Here is a 20,182-nt window from a genome sequence, read left to right on the forward strand (position 1 = left end):
GGGTTACATGCTTGCTCCCACCGACCGGACCATCCAGCCGAAGCTTCTTGTCGATGGTCTTTCAAAGCAATACGGCTCCACGATTGCCCTCGAACCCACGCAGCTGGCAGTCCAGTCGGGGGAGTTCCTGACATTACTCGGACCCTCTGGATCGGGCAAAACCACGTTGCTGCAGATGATCTGCGGCCTTGTGGAGCCGACCCAGGGGCGCCTCCTGATCGATGGACGCGACGAAACCTATACGCCGGTACACAAGCGCGACATCGGTCTCGTCTTCCAGCATTACGCGCTCTTCCCGCATCTGACGGTCGCCGAAAACATCGGTTTCCCGCTGCGGATGCGGGGGAAGAGCACCGCCGATATCGACAGGCAGGTCAAAACCGCACTGGAGATGGTCCAACTCGGTCACTTGTCCCATCGCTTCCCGCGCGAGCTGTCGGGTGGGCAGCAGCAGCGTGTCGCCTTGGCGCGGTGCTTCGTCTACCAACCTTCGGTCATCCTCATGGATGAACCGCTCGGGGCCCTGGACAAGAAACTGCGCGAGCACATGCAGTTCGAGATCAAGCGCCTGCATCGCGAGACCGGAACGACAATCATTTATGTGACACACGATCAGGAGGAGGCGCTGGCACTCTCCGATCGGATCTGTCTCATGAACCACGCCCGGATCGAGCAAATCGGGGCACCTCATGAGATCTATGCCCGTCCTCGCACGGCATTTGCCGCGGATTTCATCGGCATTTCAAATATTTTCCGCGGCCGTATCGAGAGGGGCGTGAACGGCGGAGCTCATTTGGCAACTCCATGCGGCCGTTTCCAACTGTCGTCCGATAGCGTCACCGATCAGGACGAGATGGCCCTCGTCGTTCGGCCAGAGCATCTGGAGCTCGGTGGCGCCGGTACAAACGAGATCAAAGGCTCCGTGACCGAAATGGTCTATGCGGGATCGGAAACCCGCGTGCTCGTAGCTGTTCCCGGCACAGATCTCATCACCGTTCGCGTGCCACCGGGCATCTCTCTTCCTAAGCTTGGGGATTCCGTTGCTGTCACGTGGCGCCCCGAAGCAGCAGTGGTGGTGCCATGAGTACGGTCGTTCTTCCCATCCAGAATGCGTCGGCTGTGCGCCGCTTCCGCTTCGGCCCGCTCTGGCTTGCCGCGCCGGGCCTCGCCTTCCTGCTGATCTTCTTCCTCGTTCCCGTCGCACGCCTGATGGGATTGAGCGTTCAGGATGCTGAAACAGGAACCCTGACGGGCAGCCACTATGCCAGGATCTTCGGAACCGACGTCTATTTCCGTGTTCTCCTGATCACGTTCCGCATCGCGGGGATGACTGCGCTTTTGTCGCTCCTGTTCGGCTATCCACTTGCCTATTGGCTTGCTCGCCTTCCGGACGCACTGCGCGGCCGCATGATCCTTCTCGTCATGGTGCCGTTCTGGACAAGCTATCTTGTGAAGACATTCGCGTGGATCATCGTTCTGGGACGCACCGGCATCATCAACAAGGCAGGTCTGGGTGTTGGGCTTTTCGATACCCCGGTCAACCTCCTGCACAGTGAACTGGGCGTCATGATCGGCATGGTGCATGCCATGCTTCCGCTTGCCGTTCTGACGATGCTGCCCGTGATGACGGGCATCGACCGCCGCTTGGCACAGGCCTCTGGAACTCTTGGGGCAGCGCCTGCGCAAACGTTCTGGCTCGTCTATTTCCCGCTGTCGCTTCCTGGCACAGCAGCGGCAGGGCTCCTGACTTTCATCTCTTCCCTTGGATTCTTTATTGTTCCGGCGCTTCTGGGAGGACGCCAGCAGACCATGCTGGCTCAGCTTATCATCGCGCAGATCCAGGAGATGCTGAACTGGGCCTTCGCCGGAGCGCTGGCAGCCATGATGCTGGTGGCGGCTCTCATGACGTGTTGGCTCTACGACCGGATTTTCGGTCTCTCGAGCCTGTCCGGTGAAGCGTCCGACCGAAAGGACGGGACAGGCGGAGCATTGCGTCGGATCGGCCTTAAGCTGCTCAGCGGGCTGGCCGATGCCGGGGCTGGGGTCGGCGAAGCGATGCGCCGGGTTGTTGGCGCACGAGTGACGGAACGCCTGCTCGGCGCCTATGCTGCGCTGACGCTTCTGTTCTTGGTTCTGCCGACCCTGGTCGTCATCCCGATCGGCTTTACCAGTTCGCAGTTCCTGGAATTCCCGCCCCCGGGCTATAGCACCCGTTGGTTCGAGACCTATTTCACATCCGATCTCTGGCTATCCGCAACGCTGCGATCCTTCGGTGTAGCACTCGCGACAGCCGTGCTCGCAACCATGATTGGCGGCTTGGCCGCGCTGGCACTGGCTCGCTCAACCTCACGGTGGCGAGGCGTCATCTTCGCCTTCTTCCTGGCGCCGATGATCGTGCCGCGCATCGTGATAGCCGTCGGATTGTTCTACCTCTTCGCGCAATTGGGCCTTGTGGCGACGGATCTCGGGCTCACGATCGGCCACACGGTGCTCGCGCTGCCATTCGCTTTCGTTGCCGTCGCAGCGGTGCTGAAGAGCTATGATTGGCGTCTCGACCATGCGGCCGCCGTGCTCGGTGCCAACCGTTTTCAGGCTCTGCGGTTGGTGACGATACCCCTGATCAAAGGTGGTCTGACGGCAGCCTTTCTGTTCGCCTTCATCACCTCCTTCGACGAACTCACCGTGGCGATCTTCGTCAGTGGAGGTGTCAAGACCACTCTGCCGAAGCAGATGTGGGACGACATGATCCTGCAGCTCAACCCGACGTTGGCTGCGGTCTCAGTTGTCGTCTTCATCATCGTGACCGCTCTTCTCCTCGCTGCCGAGAGACTTCGTCGTACAGCCTAGACCATTCCCGTTCTGAGAACCTCAAATGACCGACTCTGATGAAGGCTTCATCCGGAGCTTTAAGGATAAAGTTCGCCTTGTGCCGCAGCAGGTATTCACCAGCTTCAATGGCAATCCTGTCGACTTTGAAACGCTTGACCGAAAGTCGGACGCTTTTGCAGCAGGCTTGCGGCGTCTTGGGTTAGCGCCCGGTGACCGGGTTGCGGTCATGATGCGCAACTCCCCGTACTCCCTCGCGGTTCTGTTCGGCTTGGCAAAGGCTGGCATCGTATGGGTGCCGCTGAATGCTCAGCTTCGCGGGGAGGGGCTGCGCTACATCCTTGAGCATTGCGAGCCGCGAGGCATCGTGTGCGACAGTGACTTGGTTCCGACCATTCGCGAGTGCGGCGCCTCGATTGACGAGAGTCGGTTCATCGTTGCCCAGAGCACTGCAGCGTCTCTGCAGCTCGAGGTCCTGATCGAAGCTTCTGCAAGTTTCGAGGAAAGCCTGCCGGAGGCTCGTGATCTTTTTGCCATCATGTACACATCCGGAACGACCGGCCGGCCGAAGGGTGTGATGGTGGCGCACAGCATGATGCGTCTGGCAGGCGAGGCCGTCGCGCAGGTCTCCGCTGCCCGCAGTGGCGATGTGATGTTCGTTTGGGAGCCGCTCTACCATATCGGTGGGGCGCAGTTGATCATCCTGCCGATCATTCGTGATGTTTCCCTTGCCATGGTCGACCGCTTCAGCGCGAGCCGCTTCTGGGATCAGGTAAGGGCCTATGGCGCGACCCACATCCATTACCTCGGTGGCATCCTGCAAATCCTCCTGAAGCAGCCCGAGAGCGCGCATGATCGGGGGCATCCCGTTCGCATTGCATGGGGAGGCGGCTGTCCCAAGGAGATCTGGTCGCTGTTCCAGGAGCGCTTCGGCGTGGAGATGCGTGAGTGCTACGGCATGACGGAGGCATCCAGCATCACGACTTGCAACGACACAGGCGTTGTGGGGGCTGTAGGACGCGCAATGCCGTGGTTTGCGGTCGACATTCTTGATGCCGATGGCAAACCGGTCCCCCCGGGGAACAAGGGCGAAATAGTTGTTCGTACCAACCGCGAGGGAGCAATCTTCCAGGGATATTTCCGCAATCCCGAAGCGACGGAAAAGGCTCTCCGTGCCGAGGCACTGCATACGGGCGACCTCGGGTCTCTCGATGGGGCCGGGAATCTCTGGTTCCATGGCCGCATGACCGACAGCGTGCGCTGCAAGGGCGAGAATGTCTCCGCCTGGGAGGTCGAGCATGTGGCAGCGACGCACCCTGCGGTCGAGGAATGCGCCATGATTGGTGTCGCGGCCGAGATCGGCGAGCAGGACATTAAGCTATTCGTGAAGCCGAAAGCGGGAGAGATAATTGACCTGCCGGCCCTTTCTGCCTGGCTCGGAGATCGGCTCGCACTCTATCAAAACCCTCGTTATCTGACGGTCGTCGAGGATTTCGAACGGACACCGAGCCAGAGAATCATGAAGCATAGGCTGTCTGCCGATCTGCACGATTGTTGGGATCGTGTGGCTGAGGGGAGGCAAGCCGAGCCTGGTCAATCGGCCGCGCGGGGCGGTACGCGAGTGGTCGCCGCCTCCTAAGAAGGCCTGCAACTAAACATGCGGTGACATCAAGAGCAAGGCTCGCAACGGATGCTGCGAGCCTTGATATTTTCTGAGGGGGAATTCGGCTGTTAAAGTCGGACCCGCTTCGCCGAAAAATGCTTTAAGCGGTTGCCGGCGAGAGCCCTTGAGATCCAGCCTTCACCCGTCGCCGTTGCAGCCACCAGATCAGGCCCGCCACGGCAAGCGCCGGAATGTAGACCCACAAGGTCGAGGGCCGTCCCGGAGCGGGCTGGATGACGCTCACAATCTTGAAGCCGGGCTCCAGGCCCACGCGCTTGGCATAGGATCCGAAGGCCACGTTGCTGATCGTCATTTGGTCACCCAGCCCTGCCACCGTGAGGCCGGTCGTCCGCAGGCGCTCCTGCGGCGTGGGCTTCTGCTCGCCAAGATCGAGACTCACAGTCTTGCGCACATCGTCGCCCTCGATGGTCAGTCCCTCCACCACGAAGGCGAGACGCTGATTCTCCGGCGCACGAGCCACTTGGTTCATCAGCTCGCTGGCGGGCAGCTCCACAGTCGCCGGATGAATCTGATTCAGCCACCAGTCGGGGCGGAACAGGGCGAAGCACACGAGAAGCAGGATTGCACTTTCCCAAAGGCGACTTCGGGCCGCGAAGTAATTCATGGTCGCAGCTGAGAAGATCAGGACCGCGGCCATGTTGGTGGCGATGACAATACCCGCATCCATCCAACTATCCACGCCTATCAGCAGCATAGCGGGGTTGAAGATGAACACGAAGGGCAGCACGGCGGTACGCAGAGAATAGAGCGCGCCCTGGAAGCCCGTCGCGATCGGATCCTCCCGCGAGATTGCCGCCGCCGCGAATGCTGCAAGACCCACGGGCGGCGTGATATCGGCCATGATGCCGAAATAGAACACGAACATGTGGACGGCGATCAGCGGAATTGCCAGACCAGCCTGCGCGCCAAGTTCCACGACCACCGGCGCCATCAGGGTCGCGACCAGGATGTAGTTCGCCGTGGTCGGGATACCCATGCCGAGAACAAGACTGATGGCTGCAATCAGCACCAGCATGACGATGACGTTGCCGCCGGAGATGAATTCTACGAACTCGGTCATCATGAGGCCGAGGCCGGTGAGCGTCACCGTGCCGACGACAATGCCGGCGGTGGCGGTGGCGATGGCGATTCCGATCATATTCCGCGCGCCGAGCGCGAAGCCGTCCAGAAGGTCGGCCATCGCCGCGCGCGCAGCCGTCGGAATAGATTCTTTGCGAAACAGCGCGAGCAGCGGACGGCGCGTGGCCAGGATGCCAATGATGGAAGTAGTCGCCCAGAAGGCGGAGAGCCCTGGCGACATCTCCTCGACCATCAGGCACCACAGCAGGACGACCAGCGGGATGAGGAAGTCGAGGCCCGTGCGCGTCACATCCCAGGCGCGGGGAAGCTGGATGATGGGGGTGTTGGGATCGTCAAGTTCAAGATCGGGGAAGCGGGCTGCATAGGCGACGGTGACGAGATAGATCACGAGGCCGGCGGCGGCCAAGACCCAGGGAGCGCTCATGCCGAATGCGGCTTGCGCACCGACGATGCCGTAATAGAGAAGGCAGAGCACGATAATGGAGCCCGAGAGGCCGAGGCCTGTGCGCATGAAGCGTGTCCTAGCCGGCATGGCCTCGCGCGGGATCGGCTTCGAGCCGATCTTCAGCGCTTCCAGATGCACGATGTAGAGCAGCGCCACGTAGGATGCGACGGCCGGCAGGAAGGCATGCGTGACGATTTCCGAATAGGGAATGCCCACATATTCCACCATGAGGAAGGCGGCTGCGCCCATCACCGGGGGCATGATCTGCCCGTTGATGGAGGAGGCGGCTTCGATGGCGCCGGCCTTCACGCCGGACAGGCCAGTGCGCTTCATCAGCGGAATCGTGAAGATGCCGCCGGACACCACGTTTGACACGGAGGAGCCGGAGACGACGCCGTTAAGGGCGGAGGACACCACGGCAACCTTCGCCGGGCCGCCGCGCAGGTGGCCGAGGAGCGCGATGGAAATCTGCATCATCCAATTGCCCGCGCCCGCCTTGTCGAGCAGCGTGCCGAACAGCACGAAGAGGAAGACGAAGCTGGTGGACACGCCGAGTGCGATGCCGAACACACCTTCCGTCGTCAGCCATTGATGCTGGAGGAATTTCGAGATCGACGAGCCCTTGTGCAGCAGCACGTCGGGCATGTAGGGACCGGCGAAGGTGAAGAGGATGAAGACCAGAGCGACGATGACCATCGGCAGGCCGAGCGAGCGGCGGGTGGCTTCGAGCAGAAGCACGATGCCCACGCCTGCCGTCACGAGATCCAGCATGATCGGCTGGCCCGGCCGTGCGGCGAGCTCGCGGTAGAACAGGAAGAGGTACGCGCCTGCGAAGGCGCCCGCAAGCGCCAGCACCCAGTCGAGAGCAGGCACATAGGAGCGTGGCGAGGACTTAAAGGCCGGATAGGCCATGAAGGCAAGGAAGAGCCCGAGGCCGAGATGGATGGCGCGCGCCTCGGTGTCGTTCAGGATACCGAAGCCCAGCGTGAACGGCAGCGGCGACGCATACCAGAGCTGGAACAGGGACCATGCGATGGCCACTGCCGTGATCAGCGCGGCGGTGAAACCGGTCGGCTTGCGGCCTCCCGTATCGGCTTCAGCGACGAGCTGTTCCAGCTCGGCAGAGGGGGCAAGTGCGGGTTTCTCAGTGGTCGACATGGTCGTGTCCTTGAGCGTCTCAATAAGGCAAGGGGGCAGCCTTCGCCGCCCCCGCTCTCATAGGCTTCTCGACGGAGGCCGGCTTACTTCAGCCAGCCCTTTTCCTTGTAGTACTTCGCGGCGCCCGGATGCAGCGGAGCAGAGAGGCCGTCCTTCACCATCTTGGCCGGATCGAGGTTGGCGAAGGCCGGATGCAGCGACTTGAACTCGTTGAAGTTCTCGAACACCGCCTTGGTCACCTGATAAACGGTCTCTTCCGGAACCTTCGCCGAGGTCACGACGGTCGCAAGCACGCCGTAGGTTTCCACATCCTGCGGGTTGTTGGCGTAGAGGCCACCCTTGATCGTGGCCTTGGCGTAGTAAGGCTTGTCGGCGAGCAGCTTGTCGACCGCCGGTCCCTTGATCGACACGAGCTTCGCGCCGCAGGTGGTGGTCGGGTCCTGGATGTTCGCGGACGGATGGCCCACGCCGTAGAAGAAAGCATCGATCTTGTTGTCGCAGAGCGCAGGGCCATGCTCGTCGGCTTTCAGCTCGGAAGCGAGCGAGAAGTCGGACAGCTTCCAGCCCTTGGCTGCGAGCAGCTCTTCCATGGAGGCGCGGGTGCCGGAGCCCGGGTTGCCCACGTTCACGCGCTTGCCCTTGAGGTCGTCGAAGGCGGCGGCGTTCGCTTCCTTGCGGGCCAGTACCGTGAAGGGCTCGGGATGTACGGAAAAGACTGCGCGCAGATCGCCGAACGCACCGCCTTCCTTGAACGCGCCTTCGCCCTTCAGCGAGTTGTATTGCACGTCGGACTGGGTGAGGCCGAAATCGAGCTCGCCCGCCTTGATGGTGTTGACGTTGTAGGCCGATCCGCCGGTAGACTCGACCGAGCAGCGGATGCCGTGGGTCTTGCGATCCTTGTTGACCAGACGGCAGATCGCGCCGCCAACGGCATAGTACACGCCGGTGACGCCACCGGTGCCGATGGTGGCGAAGTTCTGCTGCGCCTGCGCGGGAAGGGCCGTGAAGGCCAAAGTGGCTGCGGCTGCGCCGAGCAGGGTCTTGTTTAACATCTTCATTTATCGTCCCTCTTGTTGTGTCCGGCTTTGTGCCGGACTTGAAGTCAGTTCGGGGATTGGTTCCCCCGTTGCCGCCCTTGCCTCCGCAGAGAGGATCAGGCGGCTTTCAATCTCACGCCTGCGAGTGCCGCATCCACGGCATCTCCCAGACGCTCGACAATCGTGTCGACGATGGCTTCGTCGACAATGAAGGGCGGAGCGAGCAGAACGTGATCGCCCCGTGCCCCGTCGATGGTGCCGCCCATGGGATAGACCATCAGGCCGCGAGCCATCGCCTCACGCTTGATGCGCGCATGAAGTTTCTCTTTAGGATCAAAGACTGCCTTGGTCGAGCGGTCCTCGACTAGTTCGATGCCCATGAAGAGCCCGCGCCCCCGGATATCCCCAACATGCGGGTGGTTTCCGAACCGGTCTCCCAGGCGCTGGCGCAGGCGTGCGCCCATTGATCTGACATTGGTCAGAAGGTTGTCGCGGTGGATTACCTCTTGAACGGCGAGAGCGGCCGCGCACGCGATGGGATGGCCGAGATAGGTGTGGCCATGCTGGAAGAAGCCGGAGCCCTTGGCAAAGGCATCATAGATGTGCTGTCCCAGCAGGACGGCTCCAATGGGCTGGTAGCCGCCGCCCAGGCCTTTGGCGATGGTCATGATGTCCGGCGAAATCCCGTCCTGCTCGCAGGCATGGAGCGTCCCCGTGCGGCCCATGCCGCACATCACCTCATCGAGGATGAGCAGCACGCCGTAGCGGTCGCAGATCGCGCGGATGCGCTTGAGATAATCCGCCACGGGCGGCACGGCGCCTGCGGTCGCACCGACGACGGTCTCCGCCACGAAGGCGATCACAGTCTCGGGGCCAAGCTCAAGGATCTTGTCCTCCAGCGCCTGCGCGGCGCGGGCCGCATAATCCCGGTCGCTCTCGCCCGGCAGCTGATAGCGATAGGCGAAGCACGGGTCGATATGGTGTGTCTCGATGAGAAGCGGCCTGAACTGTGCCCGACGCCACTCGTTGCCGCCGGTGGCGAGCGCGCCCAGCGTGTTGCCGTGATAGCTCTGGCGGCGGGCGATGACGTTGCAGCGCTCAGGTTTCCCGGTTTCGACAAAGTATTGCCGTGCCATCTTGAGCGCGGCCTCGACCGCCTCCGAACCCCCCGAGACGAAATAGACGTGAGATAGTCCGGCCGGCGCGTCCTCGATCAATCGGTCAGCTAGGGTTTCCGCAACTTCCGTGGTGAAGAAGCTCGTATGCGCATAGGCCAGCCTGTCGGCCTGTGCATGGATGGCGGCCGTCACGTCGGGATGTCCATGGCCCAGGCAGGAGACGGCCGCTCCGCCGGAGGCGTCGATATATGCCTTGCCTTGCTCGTCGAAGATCTCGACCCCCTTGCCGCCGACAGCGACCGGCAGGGTGCCATGGATTTGACGATGAAGAATGCGAGTCATCAGGGTCTCCTGCCGTCTTTCGGCAACCAATGGGTATTGAACGAGGCGAGTTGGTCCTCGGTGTGCCGGAGGGCCTCCAGTGACGTCTCTCCGCCACGTCCTGCAACGAGCGCTGCCAGGATTTCTCCGACGACGAAAGCGGGCGTCATGCTGTGGAAGAACGAGGGGCTGTCGGTCGAGACCAGAATGGTGGATTGCGCGACCTGAGCGAGAGGCGACACGAGGCTGTCCGTGACGGCGACAATGGGCACGTTCTGCGCATGAGCATATTGCACCACTTCGACGGTCGCGCGGGTATAGGGCGCGACGCTGACAGTGAAGAGAGCATCCCGCGGCGTAGCGTTCCGGATGGCATCCGTCCCAAAGCCGGCATGGGTATCAAGCAGAACCGACTTCTCGCCGATCAGCGACAGCACGTAATTCATGTGCCACGCCACCGTGTGCGACGAGCGCAGGCCGAGACAGAAAACACGCTCGGCAGAAGCCAGGAGGGCGGCGGCACTTGCCAGCCGATTGAGCTGTTCGGGTTCGGCCAGCCGGCCGATCTGATTCGTTAGGGAGGCGACCATTTCCGCCGCCAGGATCTTCTCGCCCCTGGCCTTCTGGACCATCACCTGGGCTCCGGCTTTGCCCGAGAAGCTCAGGCCGTCATTGCGGATGGCCTGAGCATAAAGATCTCGGATCGCGTCGTAGCCGTCGAGGCCCAACCTCTTGGCCAGCCGGGTCATCGTCGCGGGCTGGACCCCGGCCTGCCTCGCCTGTTCGCGCATGGAGAGAAGTGCCACATCCCTCGGCCGGTCGAGAATGAAGCGGGCCGCTGCCTGGAGCTGCTCCGGCAGGCCTGGGAATGTCTCGACGATCGCTGCGGCTAGAGGCGCGGTATCCATCATCGAACCATAGACTCAGCCCTCGGCGCCGTGCAACATCTGTTTTTAATTGCTCTGATTTGAAACAGATGTATCGGAACTCGGCACATGAATGGGCAGCAAAAGACAACGGAACAGCGGGTCGCGATCGCGGTCGCTCCCAGTGGCGGGCGCCGCACCAAAGCAGATCATCCAGCCATTCCCCTCACGCCGGGCGAGATGGCCCATACGGCGTCCGAATGCCTTGAAGCGGGCGCATGCATGATTCACGTTCATGTGCGCGACGGGCAGGGCGGACATCTTCTCGATGCGGATGCCTATACGGAAATGACGAAGGCTATTCGCCAGGCCGTCGGCGACCATCTCGTGATTCAGATCACCAGCGAGGCGCTTGGCATCTACAAGCCCGAAGAGCAGATGGCTGTGGTGCGCGTCACGCGGCCCGAGGCGGTGTCGCTGGCTCTGCGCGAGCTCGCTCCGGACGAAACATCCGAGCCTGCCTTTGCGGAATTCCTGAGTTGGCTCCGGCAGGAGCGGATCGCTCCGCAGATCATTCTCTATACGCCCGAGGAGGTGGTCCGGTTGGACAAGATGCGGCGGCTCGGGCTCGTGCCGTTCGAGGGGATACCCGTGCTGTATGTGCTGGGCCGCTACACGGTGGGCCAGACCTCGCGTCCCGCCGATCTGCTGCCGTTCCTTGCGCCCGGCCAGCCGGACTTCGCCAACTGGATGGTCTGTGCCTTCGGCCGTCATGAAGCGGCCTGCGTAACAAGCGCTGCGCTCCTCGGCGGTCATGTGCGCGTGGGGTTCGAAAACAATGTGCTTCTGCCCGATGGAACGGTGGCGCGTTCCAATGCGGAGCTGGTAGCGCCGACGGTGCGGGCTCTCACGGCTTGCGGAAGCTCGCTCGCCGATGCCGGCTCATGGCGACAAGTCTGGACGGAATGTCTCGGGTAGGGCTGAGGCAGCGGAACACGCAGGGTGCTCAGAACAGTGAGATCAAGCATATGATTCCGATCGATGACACGCTGTGATCGCTCGTTGACGACACCCGGTCAGTGCCAGTTTCGACGGGTATGCTTCGGCAATGATGACGTTTAGCCTTGGCGAGACGTGGACGTGCCTCATTGCCTGCCCTTTATCAAAGCCGCACCCGTTTCATGAAGCACGCAGAGCAATGTGATCTGCGTCGGCGATACTCGATCCTTGCTGCGATCGCCAGGGCTTGATCTCGGATGGCAATCTCCTCGTAACACCGGCCGCGCGCCCGCTGCCTGGTCGCGCAGAAAGTAAAAAGGCCCGGAGCAAGCTCCGGGCCTTGTCGGTGGTGGTGGAGGCCGGCTCAGTAGGTGCCGAACTTGAAGTTCAGCTTGGCCCGGGCGACGAAGAAGTCGTTGTCGTCGTTGCCGACGGCGGGGGCAAAGATGTCGACCGGGGCGCCGCCGCCGGCCGGCGTGAAGGTGCCGACAAAGCCGTTGCCGAAGTCGTCGTCGTCCTCGTCGAAGCTGAGCCACAGGCCCTCGAGCCCGAAGGTCACCGCCGAGGAGCCGAACCAGTTCACCGGCAGCGCCCACTCGACACCGCCGCCGGCCACCCAGCCGGTGGTGTCATCGGAATAGGCCAGACCGCCGGTGGCGTAGATCAGCACGCGGTCGATCGCCACACCGGCGCGGGCCCGCACCGTGCCGAACCAGTCCGACAGGTTGGAGCGGAACTCGCCGGGCACGAAGGTGCCGGGCAGGCCGGCCGGGATGAAGGCCACGGTCTCGTCCTGATCGGTGTCGGCCCATTGGATGTCGGTCTCGAGACCGATCACGAAGGAGCCGATCTGGTAGTTGTAGCCGATCTGGGCGCCGCCGGTGAAGCCGCCGTCGCCGTTGTCCGGGAAGAACAGGGTGCCCGGCACATCGCCGCCGAGCACGACGGTCTCGCGGTTGCTGTCGCGCCAGCCCCAGCCGGCGTTCACACCGGCATAAAACCCGGTCCAGGTGAAGATCGGCGCCACGATCGGTGCCGGCGGCGGCGCCTGACTCGGGAGATCCGCCGCAGAGGCAGCGGCTGCAGCAAGCGTCACGCTTGCAACCCCTGCAAGGAGGCTAAGTACGCACTTTCTCATAACCGTAACCCCTTAGTGTGAGGACTCACGGTGAAAACTTACGCCTCTTCCGTTCAGGAATGCTATGGCAAAGGTGCAACACCTACATGTTGGATCAGTATTCAATGGGTGCAAAAGTAGTACTACTTTTGATATAAAGAATTTTGTCCAATAATGCAGAAAATAAGTCTCTTAACAAGACCTTGAAAGTCATTTGACATTACTTTGAAGACATGCCCTAATAATCGCGTTTTCGGCTTGACAACCGAAGGCGAGGAGATCACTCAACCCTGCCCTTTGGGCGGGGTTTTTTCTGGATAATGAAGGCCTGTGGGTCGCTGCTACAGATCGCCCAGCAGCAATTGCGCCTGATTCCCCGACTTCAGCTTCGAGCTCTTTTTCTGAGATGAAGAGACAGTTTTCATGGCGCGCTGTTCAGGCCGCTTTCGACTGTCATCGCCGCGCATCCGCGCCTTGGCCTTGTCTCTGGCAATCGCTTCCGTCGAGGTCGGATTGTCGTCCAGCCATTTGCCGCGCTTGATGACCTCGTTGACCCGTCCCTGATTGACACCAAGCTGGAAGGCAATTTCCTGCTGCGTCATCTCCGTCGTTCCATGAAGCTCCAGGATCCGCCGGGCGAGTTCAGGTGTCATTTTGCGGCCGGCGATGCGGCGGGCGGGCGCCACCGACCGCTTGGTGCGATCCCGATCGCGAAGCTTCTGCAGGATGGCGAGCGCCATGTGCATTCCCTGCTCTCGCAGGGCATCCTCGAATTCCTTGAGCGTGGTCAAATCGAACGCACTCCTTCGAAGAAACGGAAATGAGAGACCTCTCGATGCTACGCCTTCAACAAATTCAACGGCCACGCTGCGGCTTGGTTTCACTGAAACCTAAAGCATCGGACCCAAAAGTGGATCCACTTTTGGGTCCGATGCTTCACTCTTTAAAGAGCGCATCGTTCGGACGGAAAACCGGATCCACTTTTCACTGGCGTGGCCCTTCGGGTCCGCACGATGCGCTAGGCGGAATCACTCCTCCTCATCCTTGCAGGGCCAGGCCTTCGGTGGATTGAGACCGGCTGGGAGCCTCGTCTGAGGCGTCCCACAGGCGATGTCGACTTGCGCTTGAGTGAGCCCCGTGACCCCGCTCAAATTCGCACCGCCGAGTTGCGTCAGATACAGATACGAGCCGGTGAGGTTCACACCTTGCAGGTCCTGGCCATCCAGACGAGCCCGAGAGAGGTTTGAGTAACTGAAGTCGACACCGGTCATTCTCGCACTTTGAAAGAGAACCCGCGCGAGTTCAGCCTTCGACATGTTGGCGCCGGAGAGATCAGCGCCGCTGAAGTCGGAGCGATTCAGTTCGGCCTTGCTGAAATTCGCTCCCGCGGCTTTGACCTGGGCAAAGTTCGAGCGGTTCATATCCGCAGCACTGAAGACGGCACCAGTCAGATTGGCTTGTCCGAAATTGGCGCGCCAGCCGAGCGCCTTGGTGAAATCCGCCCTGGTCAGGTCGGCCCCCTCGAAGCGCGTGCGGCTGATCTCCGTTTCACTCAAATTGGCGCCGGCCATCTTCGAGGACGCAAAATCGCTCAAGGTCAGAAGAGAACGCTGGAAGACCGTGCCTGTCAGATCCTCGTTGGTCAGCATGAGGCGCGCCTTGGAACATCCGGACCAGTCGACTCCGGGACCCGGGCCATCCTGGCACTTGGACAAAGCCGGCCCGGAACAGACGACAACAGCGAACAGGGCTACCGCAATCCTCACGCGAAAACGATCCTCCATAATGTCCTCTCAGGTTTCTCTTTCAATAATTAGGCATCACCCCCCGCCAGGGGAGCCCTTCCGGCACAACTTTCCTGGCGTGAGCCGCCGAAAAGTGGTTTCGGTTTTGCACACTGAAGGATGTCTTGGTCGAAGACGGAGCATCGATACAAGACTCGACTTCCACTTCTTATGGTCTAGCTTCTGCAGCGATCCTTGTGGAGTAAAACCATGCGCCTTTCCGTAACGTTTCCCGTTATCGTGCTTGCCGGGTTCGCCTTGGGCGGCTGCGTCGCCTCCACGACCCCAGTGGGGGTCCTGCCGCGCGAGCCCGTTCCTCCCCCACCGTCCATCTCCAGTGAGAGCGCGAGGCGCCCTGCCGCCACGCCACGGTCCGGTGCCACATCCCAGCGCCGCAGCCTGAGCGTGCCCGGACAAACCCCTGCGCCCCGTCCCTGATCGTCTCTGAAAGCCTGCATCGGCCGGACCGGACCTGCCGATGCTTTTGCTCGAGGCGCGACATCTCCCAAAGAGCCTTTCATCCTGCGCCAATGCGTAGCTGGCGCAGATTCCTACCCTGATGCTATATGCCGTAACGACCAATAAGATTGCGGGATGACGATTCATGACTTGGTTTGAGGCAATCGGCTGGCTCGGGGCAGCGCTTGCCATCACGGGCAGCGCGATGAAGACCATTATCCCGCTGCGCTGCATCGGGATCGGAGCCAATATCTGCTCCCTGATTTTCTCCTCCTTTACGGGCAATTATCCGAGCCTCGTCGTTAATCTGATCCTTTTACCGCTCAATGGCGTGCGGTTGTATCAGATGCTGGGGCTCATCAAGCGTGTGAAGCATGCTTCCAAAAGCGATCTGTCCATGGAGTGGCTCAAGCCCTTCATGACCCGCCGCAAGACGAAGGCGGGGGAAGTTCTGTTCGCCAAGGGCGATGTCGCCGATTGCATGTTCTTTACGATTTCCGGGCGCTACCGCCTGAAGGAGATCGGCATCGATCTCCTTCAGGGTCAGGTCGTCGGCGAGATGGGCTTCATGTCGCCGAGCAATACGCGCACCCAGACGCTCGAATGCCTGGAGGCGGGCGAGGTGCTCAGCATCTCCTATGACGAGGTGCGCCAGCTCTATTTCCAGAACCCAGAATTCGGCTTCTACTTCCTGCGCCTCACCAGCGAACGGCTCTTCTCCAACATGGAGAAAATGGAGGAGGAGATCGCCCGTCTTCGTGCCGTCCTCCCCGAGGTCGCGTCGGTTCAGAAGGCGGCCTCAGCTTAGAATACTTATAAGAAAAGCCCAGTTTAGAAATCTTATAAGGTATTGAAATCACTCGATTTTTAATTGACGCGGCATGCCGATCATGGTTCCTCCAGCACCAACGTGACAGGGCACATCGCCCTTCTGCCACGGTTTGCTGGAGGATTTCATAATGGTGAAACTTTCGTTTGGACGCGGTCTCATTGCCGGTGCAGCGGCTCTTGGTGCCCTGGCAGGATCGAGCCTCTCGGCCTCTGCCGAGGAAGTGCTGAACATCTACACGACCCGCGAGCCCGGCCTGATCAAGCCTGTCCTCGACGAATTCACCAAGGAGACCGGCATCAAGGTCAACACGATCTTCATCGCCAACGGTCTCGAAGAGCGCATCCGCACCGAGGGCCAGAACAGCCCGGCGGATCTGATCATCACCGTCGACATCGGCCGTCTGGCAGCCGCGAAGGATTACGGCGTGACGCAGCCGGTGAAGTCCGAGGCGCTCGAGAAGGTCATCCCGGCCGCCTATCGCGATCCGGAAGGCCATTGGTTCGGCATCGCCCTGCGCGGCCGCGTCGTCTATGCCTCCAAGGAGCGTGTGAAGCAGGACAAGATCACCTATGAGGAACTCGCCGATCCCAAGTGGAAGGGCAAGGTGTGCATCCGTTCGGGCCAGCACCTCTACAACATCAGCCTGATCGCCGCGATGATCGCCCACAAGGGTGAGGCGAAGGCCGAGGAATGGCTGAAGGGCGTGAAGGCCAATCTCGCCAAGAAGCCCTCGGGCGGTGACCGCGAGCAGGCCAAGGACATCCTGGCCGGCGTCTGCGATATCGCCGTCGGCAACACCTACTACGTCTCCCTCATGCTCAATGGCAACGACGCCGAGCAGAAGAAGTGGGGCGAGGCCATCAACGTGATCCTGCCGACCTTCGAGGGCGGCGGTACGCACGTGAACGTCTCCGGTCTGGCCCTGGCGAAGAACGCTCCGAACAAGGCCAATGCCGTGAAGTTCATGGAATACATGGTCTCGGACGCCTCTCAGCAGATCCACGCCGAAGCCAATTCCGAATATCCGATCAAGGCCGGCATCAAGATCCACCCGACCATCGCTTCCTTCGGCGAGCTCAAGGCCGACAATATCCAGATCGCCGAAATCGCGAAGCTGCGTAAGAAGGCCAGCGAGTTGGTCGACAAGGTTGGCTTTGACCAATAAGACAAAGGGCGGCTGCTCCAGCCGCCCTCTCCTATTTCAGAGAGGCGCCGCCAGCGACGGTGGCGCCGTTTCCATTTGACCGTGATCGCACAAACGAAGTCCGCATTCCGCCTCTCGTTCCGACGAAAGGCACAGCGCCTTCCCTGGTGGCTTTCGGCCGCTGTGGCTGCGATCGGCCTGATCGTTCTTCTGCCGCTTGCCGCGCTGATCGGGATCGCCGCCGAAGGCGATGCGGAGATCTGGCCGCACCTCATCGCCAACGTGCTGCCGGCAAGCACCATCGACACGCTGGCCCTGCTGACCGGGATCGGAATCGTCGCAGGATCCATGGGCATCACGACGGCCTGGCTCGTCACCGCGCATCGCTTCCCAGGCCGCAGCATTCTGGTATGGCTGCTGCCGCTGCCGCTCGCGGTGCCGACCTACATCACGGCCTATATCTACGTCGAAATCTTTGACTCCGCCGGCCTCGTGCAGATGGCCTTGCGCGACATGATGGGCTGGAAGTCGCGTAGCGAGTATTGGTTTCCTGAGATTCGCTCGCTCCCCGGCTGCATCCTCGTGATGTCGGCGGTGCTCTATCCCTACATCTATATCGCGGCACGCGCGATGTTCCTGACGCAGAGCGCCAGCATGCTGGAAGTGGCGCGCACGCTCGGCGCCAGCCGCATCAAGCTCTTCCGCATCATCGCGCTTCCCCTCGCCCGCCCGGCTCTCGCCGTCGGCGTGTCACTCGCGCTGCTCGAAGCGCTGAACGACATCGGCGCGAGCGAGTATCTCGGGGTGCGCACTCTCACCGTCTCCGTCTACAATACCTGGCTCAATCGCGGCAGTCTTGCGGGCGCAGCTCAGATCGCCTGTGTCATGCTCGCCTTTGTCATCGCGCTGATCCTGATCGAGCGCTACGGACGGCGCGACCGGCGCTATGCCGCTTCGCCCAAGCGGCACCGCACCGTGCATCCCGTTCCCCTTTTTGGCCCGCGCGGCTGGATTGCAACATTCCTCTGCGTCATGCCGGTCGTCCTGGGCTTCATCCTGCCGACGGCCTTCCTGCTGCGCGAAACGTTTCGCGGCCGTCTCTTCGGCCAGTTCGACGCGGATTTCCTCGCCCATTTCATGACGACCATCGGCCTCTCGGTCGTGGCGACCTGCGCAGTCTTGATTCTCGCCGTCGTGCTGGTCTCGGCAACCCGCCTCGCCAAGAACTCCCTGACCAGGGGAGCCCTCTTCGTCGCGGGTCTGGGCTATGCACTTCCCGGGACTGTTCTGGCGCTGGGACTGATGACACCACTGGTCGGGATCGACAATCTCATCGGCACCATCTGGCGCAGCCTTACCGGAGAGCGCCTCGGCCTCCTTCTCATGGGAGCCGCCGGCGGCATCGTCATCGCCTATGTCATCCGCTTCCTGTCGATTGCGACCGGCTCGCTTTCAGCCGGGCTGGACCGGGTGTCGCCGAGCCTTGAGGATGCGGCCCGCACTCTCGGCGCCTCGCGAAGGGAAATGGTCTGGGCGATCCAGATCCCGCTCATGCGCCCAGCCCTGGCCAGCGCCGCCCTGCTGATCTTCGTCGATTGCATCAAGGAACTTCCGGCGACCCTGCTGCTGCGGCCTCTCAACACGGAGACGCTCTCGACGCTTGTCTACACCTATGCCTCGCGGGGCCGCTTCGAGGATGGATCACTTGCCGCTCTCGTCATCGTCCTCGTCGGGCTGCTTCCGGTGATCCAGCTCGTGCGCAGCGCCGAAGCCCGGCCGAGAGTGCCGGAGAGCCCAGGCAGTTCAGCATCGGGTTCTCCGAGCCCGGACGATCGGAGCTGAGACATATCCTCGATAGGCTAACCAAGCTAGACTTCGGAGCTATCACCTCCCGATAGAGTGGACCAGGTCAGGAACGCGACTTAAGATGTCTGACAACAGGCTCATCGGAGCGTGAGTGGCATGAAGAAGCGGCTTGTCTTGTGGAGTAGCCTGGGCGTCGCCGCGCTCCTCGCGACCATCGGCGCGGCTTGGATCCTCTCCCTGCCGCCAGCACCGGATGTCGGCGCCGCGCCACCGATTGCGAAGGAGGAGGCCGATGCCATGCTCGCGGCCTTGAAGCCGCCGAAGCGCCAGCGCCCCCTTATCGCGATTATCGGCATCAACGACGCCACTGAGACCACCGACTATCTCATGCCCTATGGCATTCTCCGGCGCGCCGATGTTGCCGATGTGGTGGCGCTGGCAACGAAACCGGAGCCGGTGACACTCTACCCGGCGTTCAAGGTCGTGCCGGACATGACGGTTGCGGATTTCGACACGCGGCACCCCGATGGCGCCGATTATGTCATTGTTCCCGCCATGAGCCGAGACGATGACCCGACCGTCCTGCAATGGCTCAGAAACCAGGCCGCCAAGGGCGCAACCGTCATCGGCGTTTGCGCAGGCGCCAAGATCGTCGGCGAGACCGGGCTTCTCGACGGCAAGCTGGCAACCACGCACTGGTATTATCTCGATGAGCTGCGCAAGAGGCATCCGGCGATCCGCTATGTCGCGGATCGGCGGCTGGTGGTCGATCGCGGCGTTGTGACGACGACGGGAATCACGGCCTCCATGCCGATGTCGCTCACACTGATCGAGGCCATCGCAGGCCGGGACAAGGCCGAGGCTGTCGCCCGTGATCTCGGTCTTCCTCACTGGGACGCGCGCCATGAAAGCGACGCGTTCACATTCACACGGCCATTCGCCCTTACAGCCCTCGCCAATACGCTCGCCTTCTGGAACCGCGAGCAGCTCGGCATCGATCTTCGAGCCGGCGCCGATGAGGTTTCGCTCGCCCTCGTGGCGGATGCCTGGTCGAGGACCTACCGGTCACACGCGGTGACATTTGCGCGGACGGCAGATGCGCTCGAGACCCGGAACCACATCCGCATCATTCCCGACAAGGTCGCGACGAACTGGTCCGCGGAACATCTGCTGCCAGCCATCGGAAGCCAGCGGCCGGCCCAGGCACTGGATCAGGCCCTGCAGGGAATTGCATCTCGCTATGGAATGCCCACGGCCGATCTCGTCGCCATGCAGCTCGAATACAGACGCTGACGCTCGCCTAGCGCATCGAACGATGCGCCACTTAAGGGATTGAGCATCGGATCGATCCCAAAAGTGCCCTCCACTTTTGGGTCCGATGCTCTAATGATCTTCACGGAGGTGGTGTAACATAGGGTGATGTCGATCCTCGTGAGGAGGCGCGCGATGGATGACGACGTTTGGCGGCCGACGCATCTAACATCCGAGCAGATGGAGGAGCGGCGT

Annotated in this window: 16 protein-coding genes; 9 read left to right on the forward strand and 7 right to left on the reverse strand. The window is 61.7% G+C overall.

Going from position 1 to position 20,182, the window contains the following annotated elements:
- The first annotated feature begins 7 nt into the window (after positions 1-7).
- The 3 genes from ACS5Q1_RS30175 to ACS5Q1_RS30185 are packed head-to-tail and all read left to right on the forward strand — an operon-like array spanning position 8 to position 4,465.
- The gene (locus ACS5Q1_RS30175; protein ID WP_473101664.1) at positions 8-1,084 is read left to right on the forward strand and encodes an ABC transporter ATP-binding protein; all 1,077 of its coding nucleotides are present in this window, start codon (positions 8-10) and stop codon (positions 1,082-1,084) included.
- On the forward strand, positions 1,081-2,847 hold the full coding sequence (locus ACS5Q1_RS30180) for an ABC transporter permease subunit (RefSeq protein WP_473101665.1): 1,767 nt from the start codon (positions 1,081-1,083) through the stop codon (positions 2,845-2,847). The genes ACS5Q1_RS30175 and ACS5Q1_RS30180 overlap by 4 nt, the downstream gene beginning before the upstream one ends.
- A 25-nt stretch (positions 2,848-2,872) precedes the next feature.
- Positions 2,873-4,465 (forward strand): AMP-binding protein, encoded by a 1,593-nt coding sequence (locus ACS5Q1_RS30185; protein ID WP_473101666.1) that lies wholly within the window; start codon positions 2,873-2,875, stop codon positions 4,463-4,465.
- A gap of 124 nt (positions 4,466-4,589) precedes the next feature.
- On the opposite strand, the gene ACS5Q1_RS30190 is transcribed toward ACS5Q1_RS30185, so the two are convergent.
- The 4 genes from ACS5Q1_RS30190 to ACS5Q1_RS30205 all read right to left on the reverse strand — a co-directional run bounded on the left by ACS5Q1_RS30190 (position 4,590) and on the right by ACS5Q1_RS30205 (position 10,577).
- A complete protein-coding gene (locus ACS5Q1_RS30190) occupies positions 4,590-7,193 on the reverse strand; it encodes a TRAP transporter permease (protein WP_473101667.1) in 2,604 nt (867 codons plus the stop codon).
- Positions 7,194-7,276: 83 nt separating this feature from the next.
- Positions 7,277-8,251 carry a TAXI family TRAP transporter solute-binding subunit gene (locus ACS5Q1_RS30195; RefSeq protein ID WP_473101668.1) on the reverse strand — a complete coding sequence of 325 codons (975 nt, stop codon included), beginning with the start codon at positions 8,249-8,251 and terminating at the stop codon, positions 7,277-7,279.
- Positions 8,252-8,346: 95 nt separating this feature from the next.
- Entirely contained in the window at positions 8,347-9,690 is a 1,344-nt protein-coding gene (locus ACS5Q1_RS30200) for an aspartate aminotransferase family protein (protein ID WP_473101669.1), read from the reverse strand.
- Entirely contained in the window at positions 9,690-10,577 is an 888-nt protein-coding gene (locus ACS5Q1_RS30205; RefSeq protein WP_473101678.1) for a MurR/RpiR family transcriptional regulator, read from the reverse strand. Before ACS5Q1_RS30205 ends, ACS5Q1_RS30200 begins: the two co-directional genes overlap by 1 nt.
- A gap of 87 nt (positions 10,578-10,664) precedes the next feature.
- Between ACS5Q1_RS30205 and ACS5Q1_RS30210 the strand changes: the two genes are divergently transcribed.
- On the forward strand, positions 10,665-11,513 hold the full coding sequence (locus tag ACS5Q1_RS30210; RefSeq protein WP_473101670.1) for a beta-keto acid cleavage family enzyme: 849 nt from the start codon (positions 10,665-10,667) through the stop codon (positions 11,511-11,513).
- Between the two features lie 385 nt (positions 11,514-11,898).
- On the opposite strand, the gene ACS5Q1_RS30215 is transcribed toward ACS5Q1_RS30210, so the two are convergent.
- From ACS5Q1_RS30215 to ACS5Q1_RS30225, 3 genes are all read right to left on the reverse strand, one after another.
- A complete protein-coding gene (locus ACS5Q1_RS30215) occupies positions 11,899-12,672 on the reverse strand; it encodes an outer membrane protein (protein WP_473101671.1) in 774 nt (257 codons plus the stop codon).
- Positions 12,673-12,992: 320 nt separating this feature from the next.
- Positions 12,993-13,442, reverse strand: a complete 450-nt coding sequence (locus ACS5Q1_RS30220; RefSeq protein WP_473101672.1) for an RNA polymerase subunit sigma-70 — start codon at positions 13,440-13,442, stop codon at positions 12,993-12,995.
- Between the two features lie 237 nt (positions 13,443-13,679).
- Positions 13,680-14,435 (reverse strand): pentapeptide repeat-containing protein, encoded by a 756-nt coding sequence (locus ACS5Q1_RS30225; protein ID WP_473101673.1) that lies wholly within the window; start codon positions 14,433-14,435, stop codon positions 13,680-13,682.
- A gap of 210 nt (positions 14,436-14,645) precedes the next feature.
- On the opposite strand from ACS5Q1_RS30225, the gene ACS5Q1_RS30230 reads away from it, so the two are divergent.
- The 5 genes from ACS5Q1_RS30230 (at position 14,646) to ACS5Q1_RS30250 (ending at position 19,969) form a co-directional block, all read left to right on the forward strand.
- Positions 14,646-14,873 (forward strand): hypothetical protein, encoded by a 228-nt coding sequence (locus ACS5Q1_RS30230; protein WP_473101674.1) that lies wholly within the window; start codon positions 14,646-14,648, stop codon positions 14,871-14,873.
- A gap of 166 nt (positions 14,874-15,039) precedes the next feature.
- Complete coding sequence (locus ACS5Q1_RS30235) at positions 15,040-15,702, forward strand: Crp/Fnr family transcriptional regulator (protein ID WP_203440110.1); 663 nt, start codon at positions 15,040-15,042, stop codon at positions 15,700-15,702.
- 151 nt (positions 15,703-15,853) lie between these two features.
- Positions 15,854-16,891, forward strand: coding sequence for a Fe(3+) ABC transporter substrate-binding protein (locus ACS5Q1_RS30240; RefSeq protein WP_473101675.1), 1,038 nt, complete (start codon positions 15,854-15,856; stop codon positions 16,889-16,891).
- A gap of 81 nt (positions 16,892-16,972) precedes the next feature.
- Positions 16,973-18,712, forward strand: a complete 1,740-nt coding sequence (locus ACS5Q1_RS30245; protein ID WP_473101676.1) for an ABC transporter permease — start codon at positions 16,973-16,975, stop codon at positions 18,710-18,712.
- Positions 18,713-18,832: 120 nt separating this feature from the next.
- Complete coding sequence (locus tag ACS5Q1_RS30250) at positions 18,833-19,969, forward strand: DJ-1/PfpI family protein (RefSeq protein WP_473101677.1); 1,137 nt, start codon at positions 18,833-18,835, stop codon at positions 19,967-19,969.
- The last annotated feature ends 213 nt before the right edge of the window (positions 19,970-20,182 follow it).

The sequence above is a fragment of the Microvirga sp. GN3 genome (genome assembly GCF_055792825.1).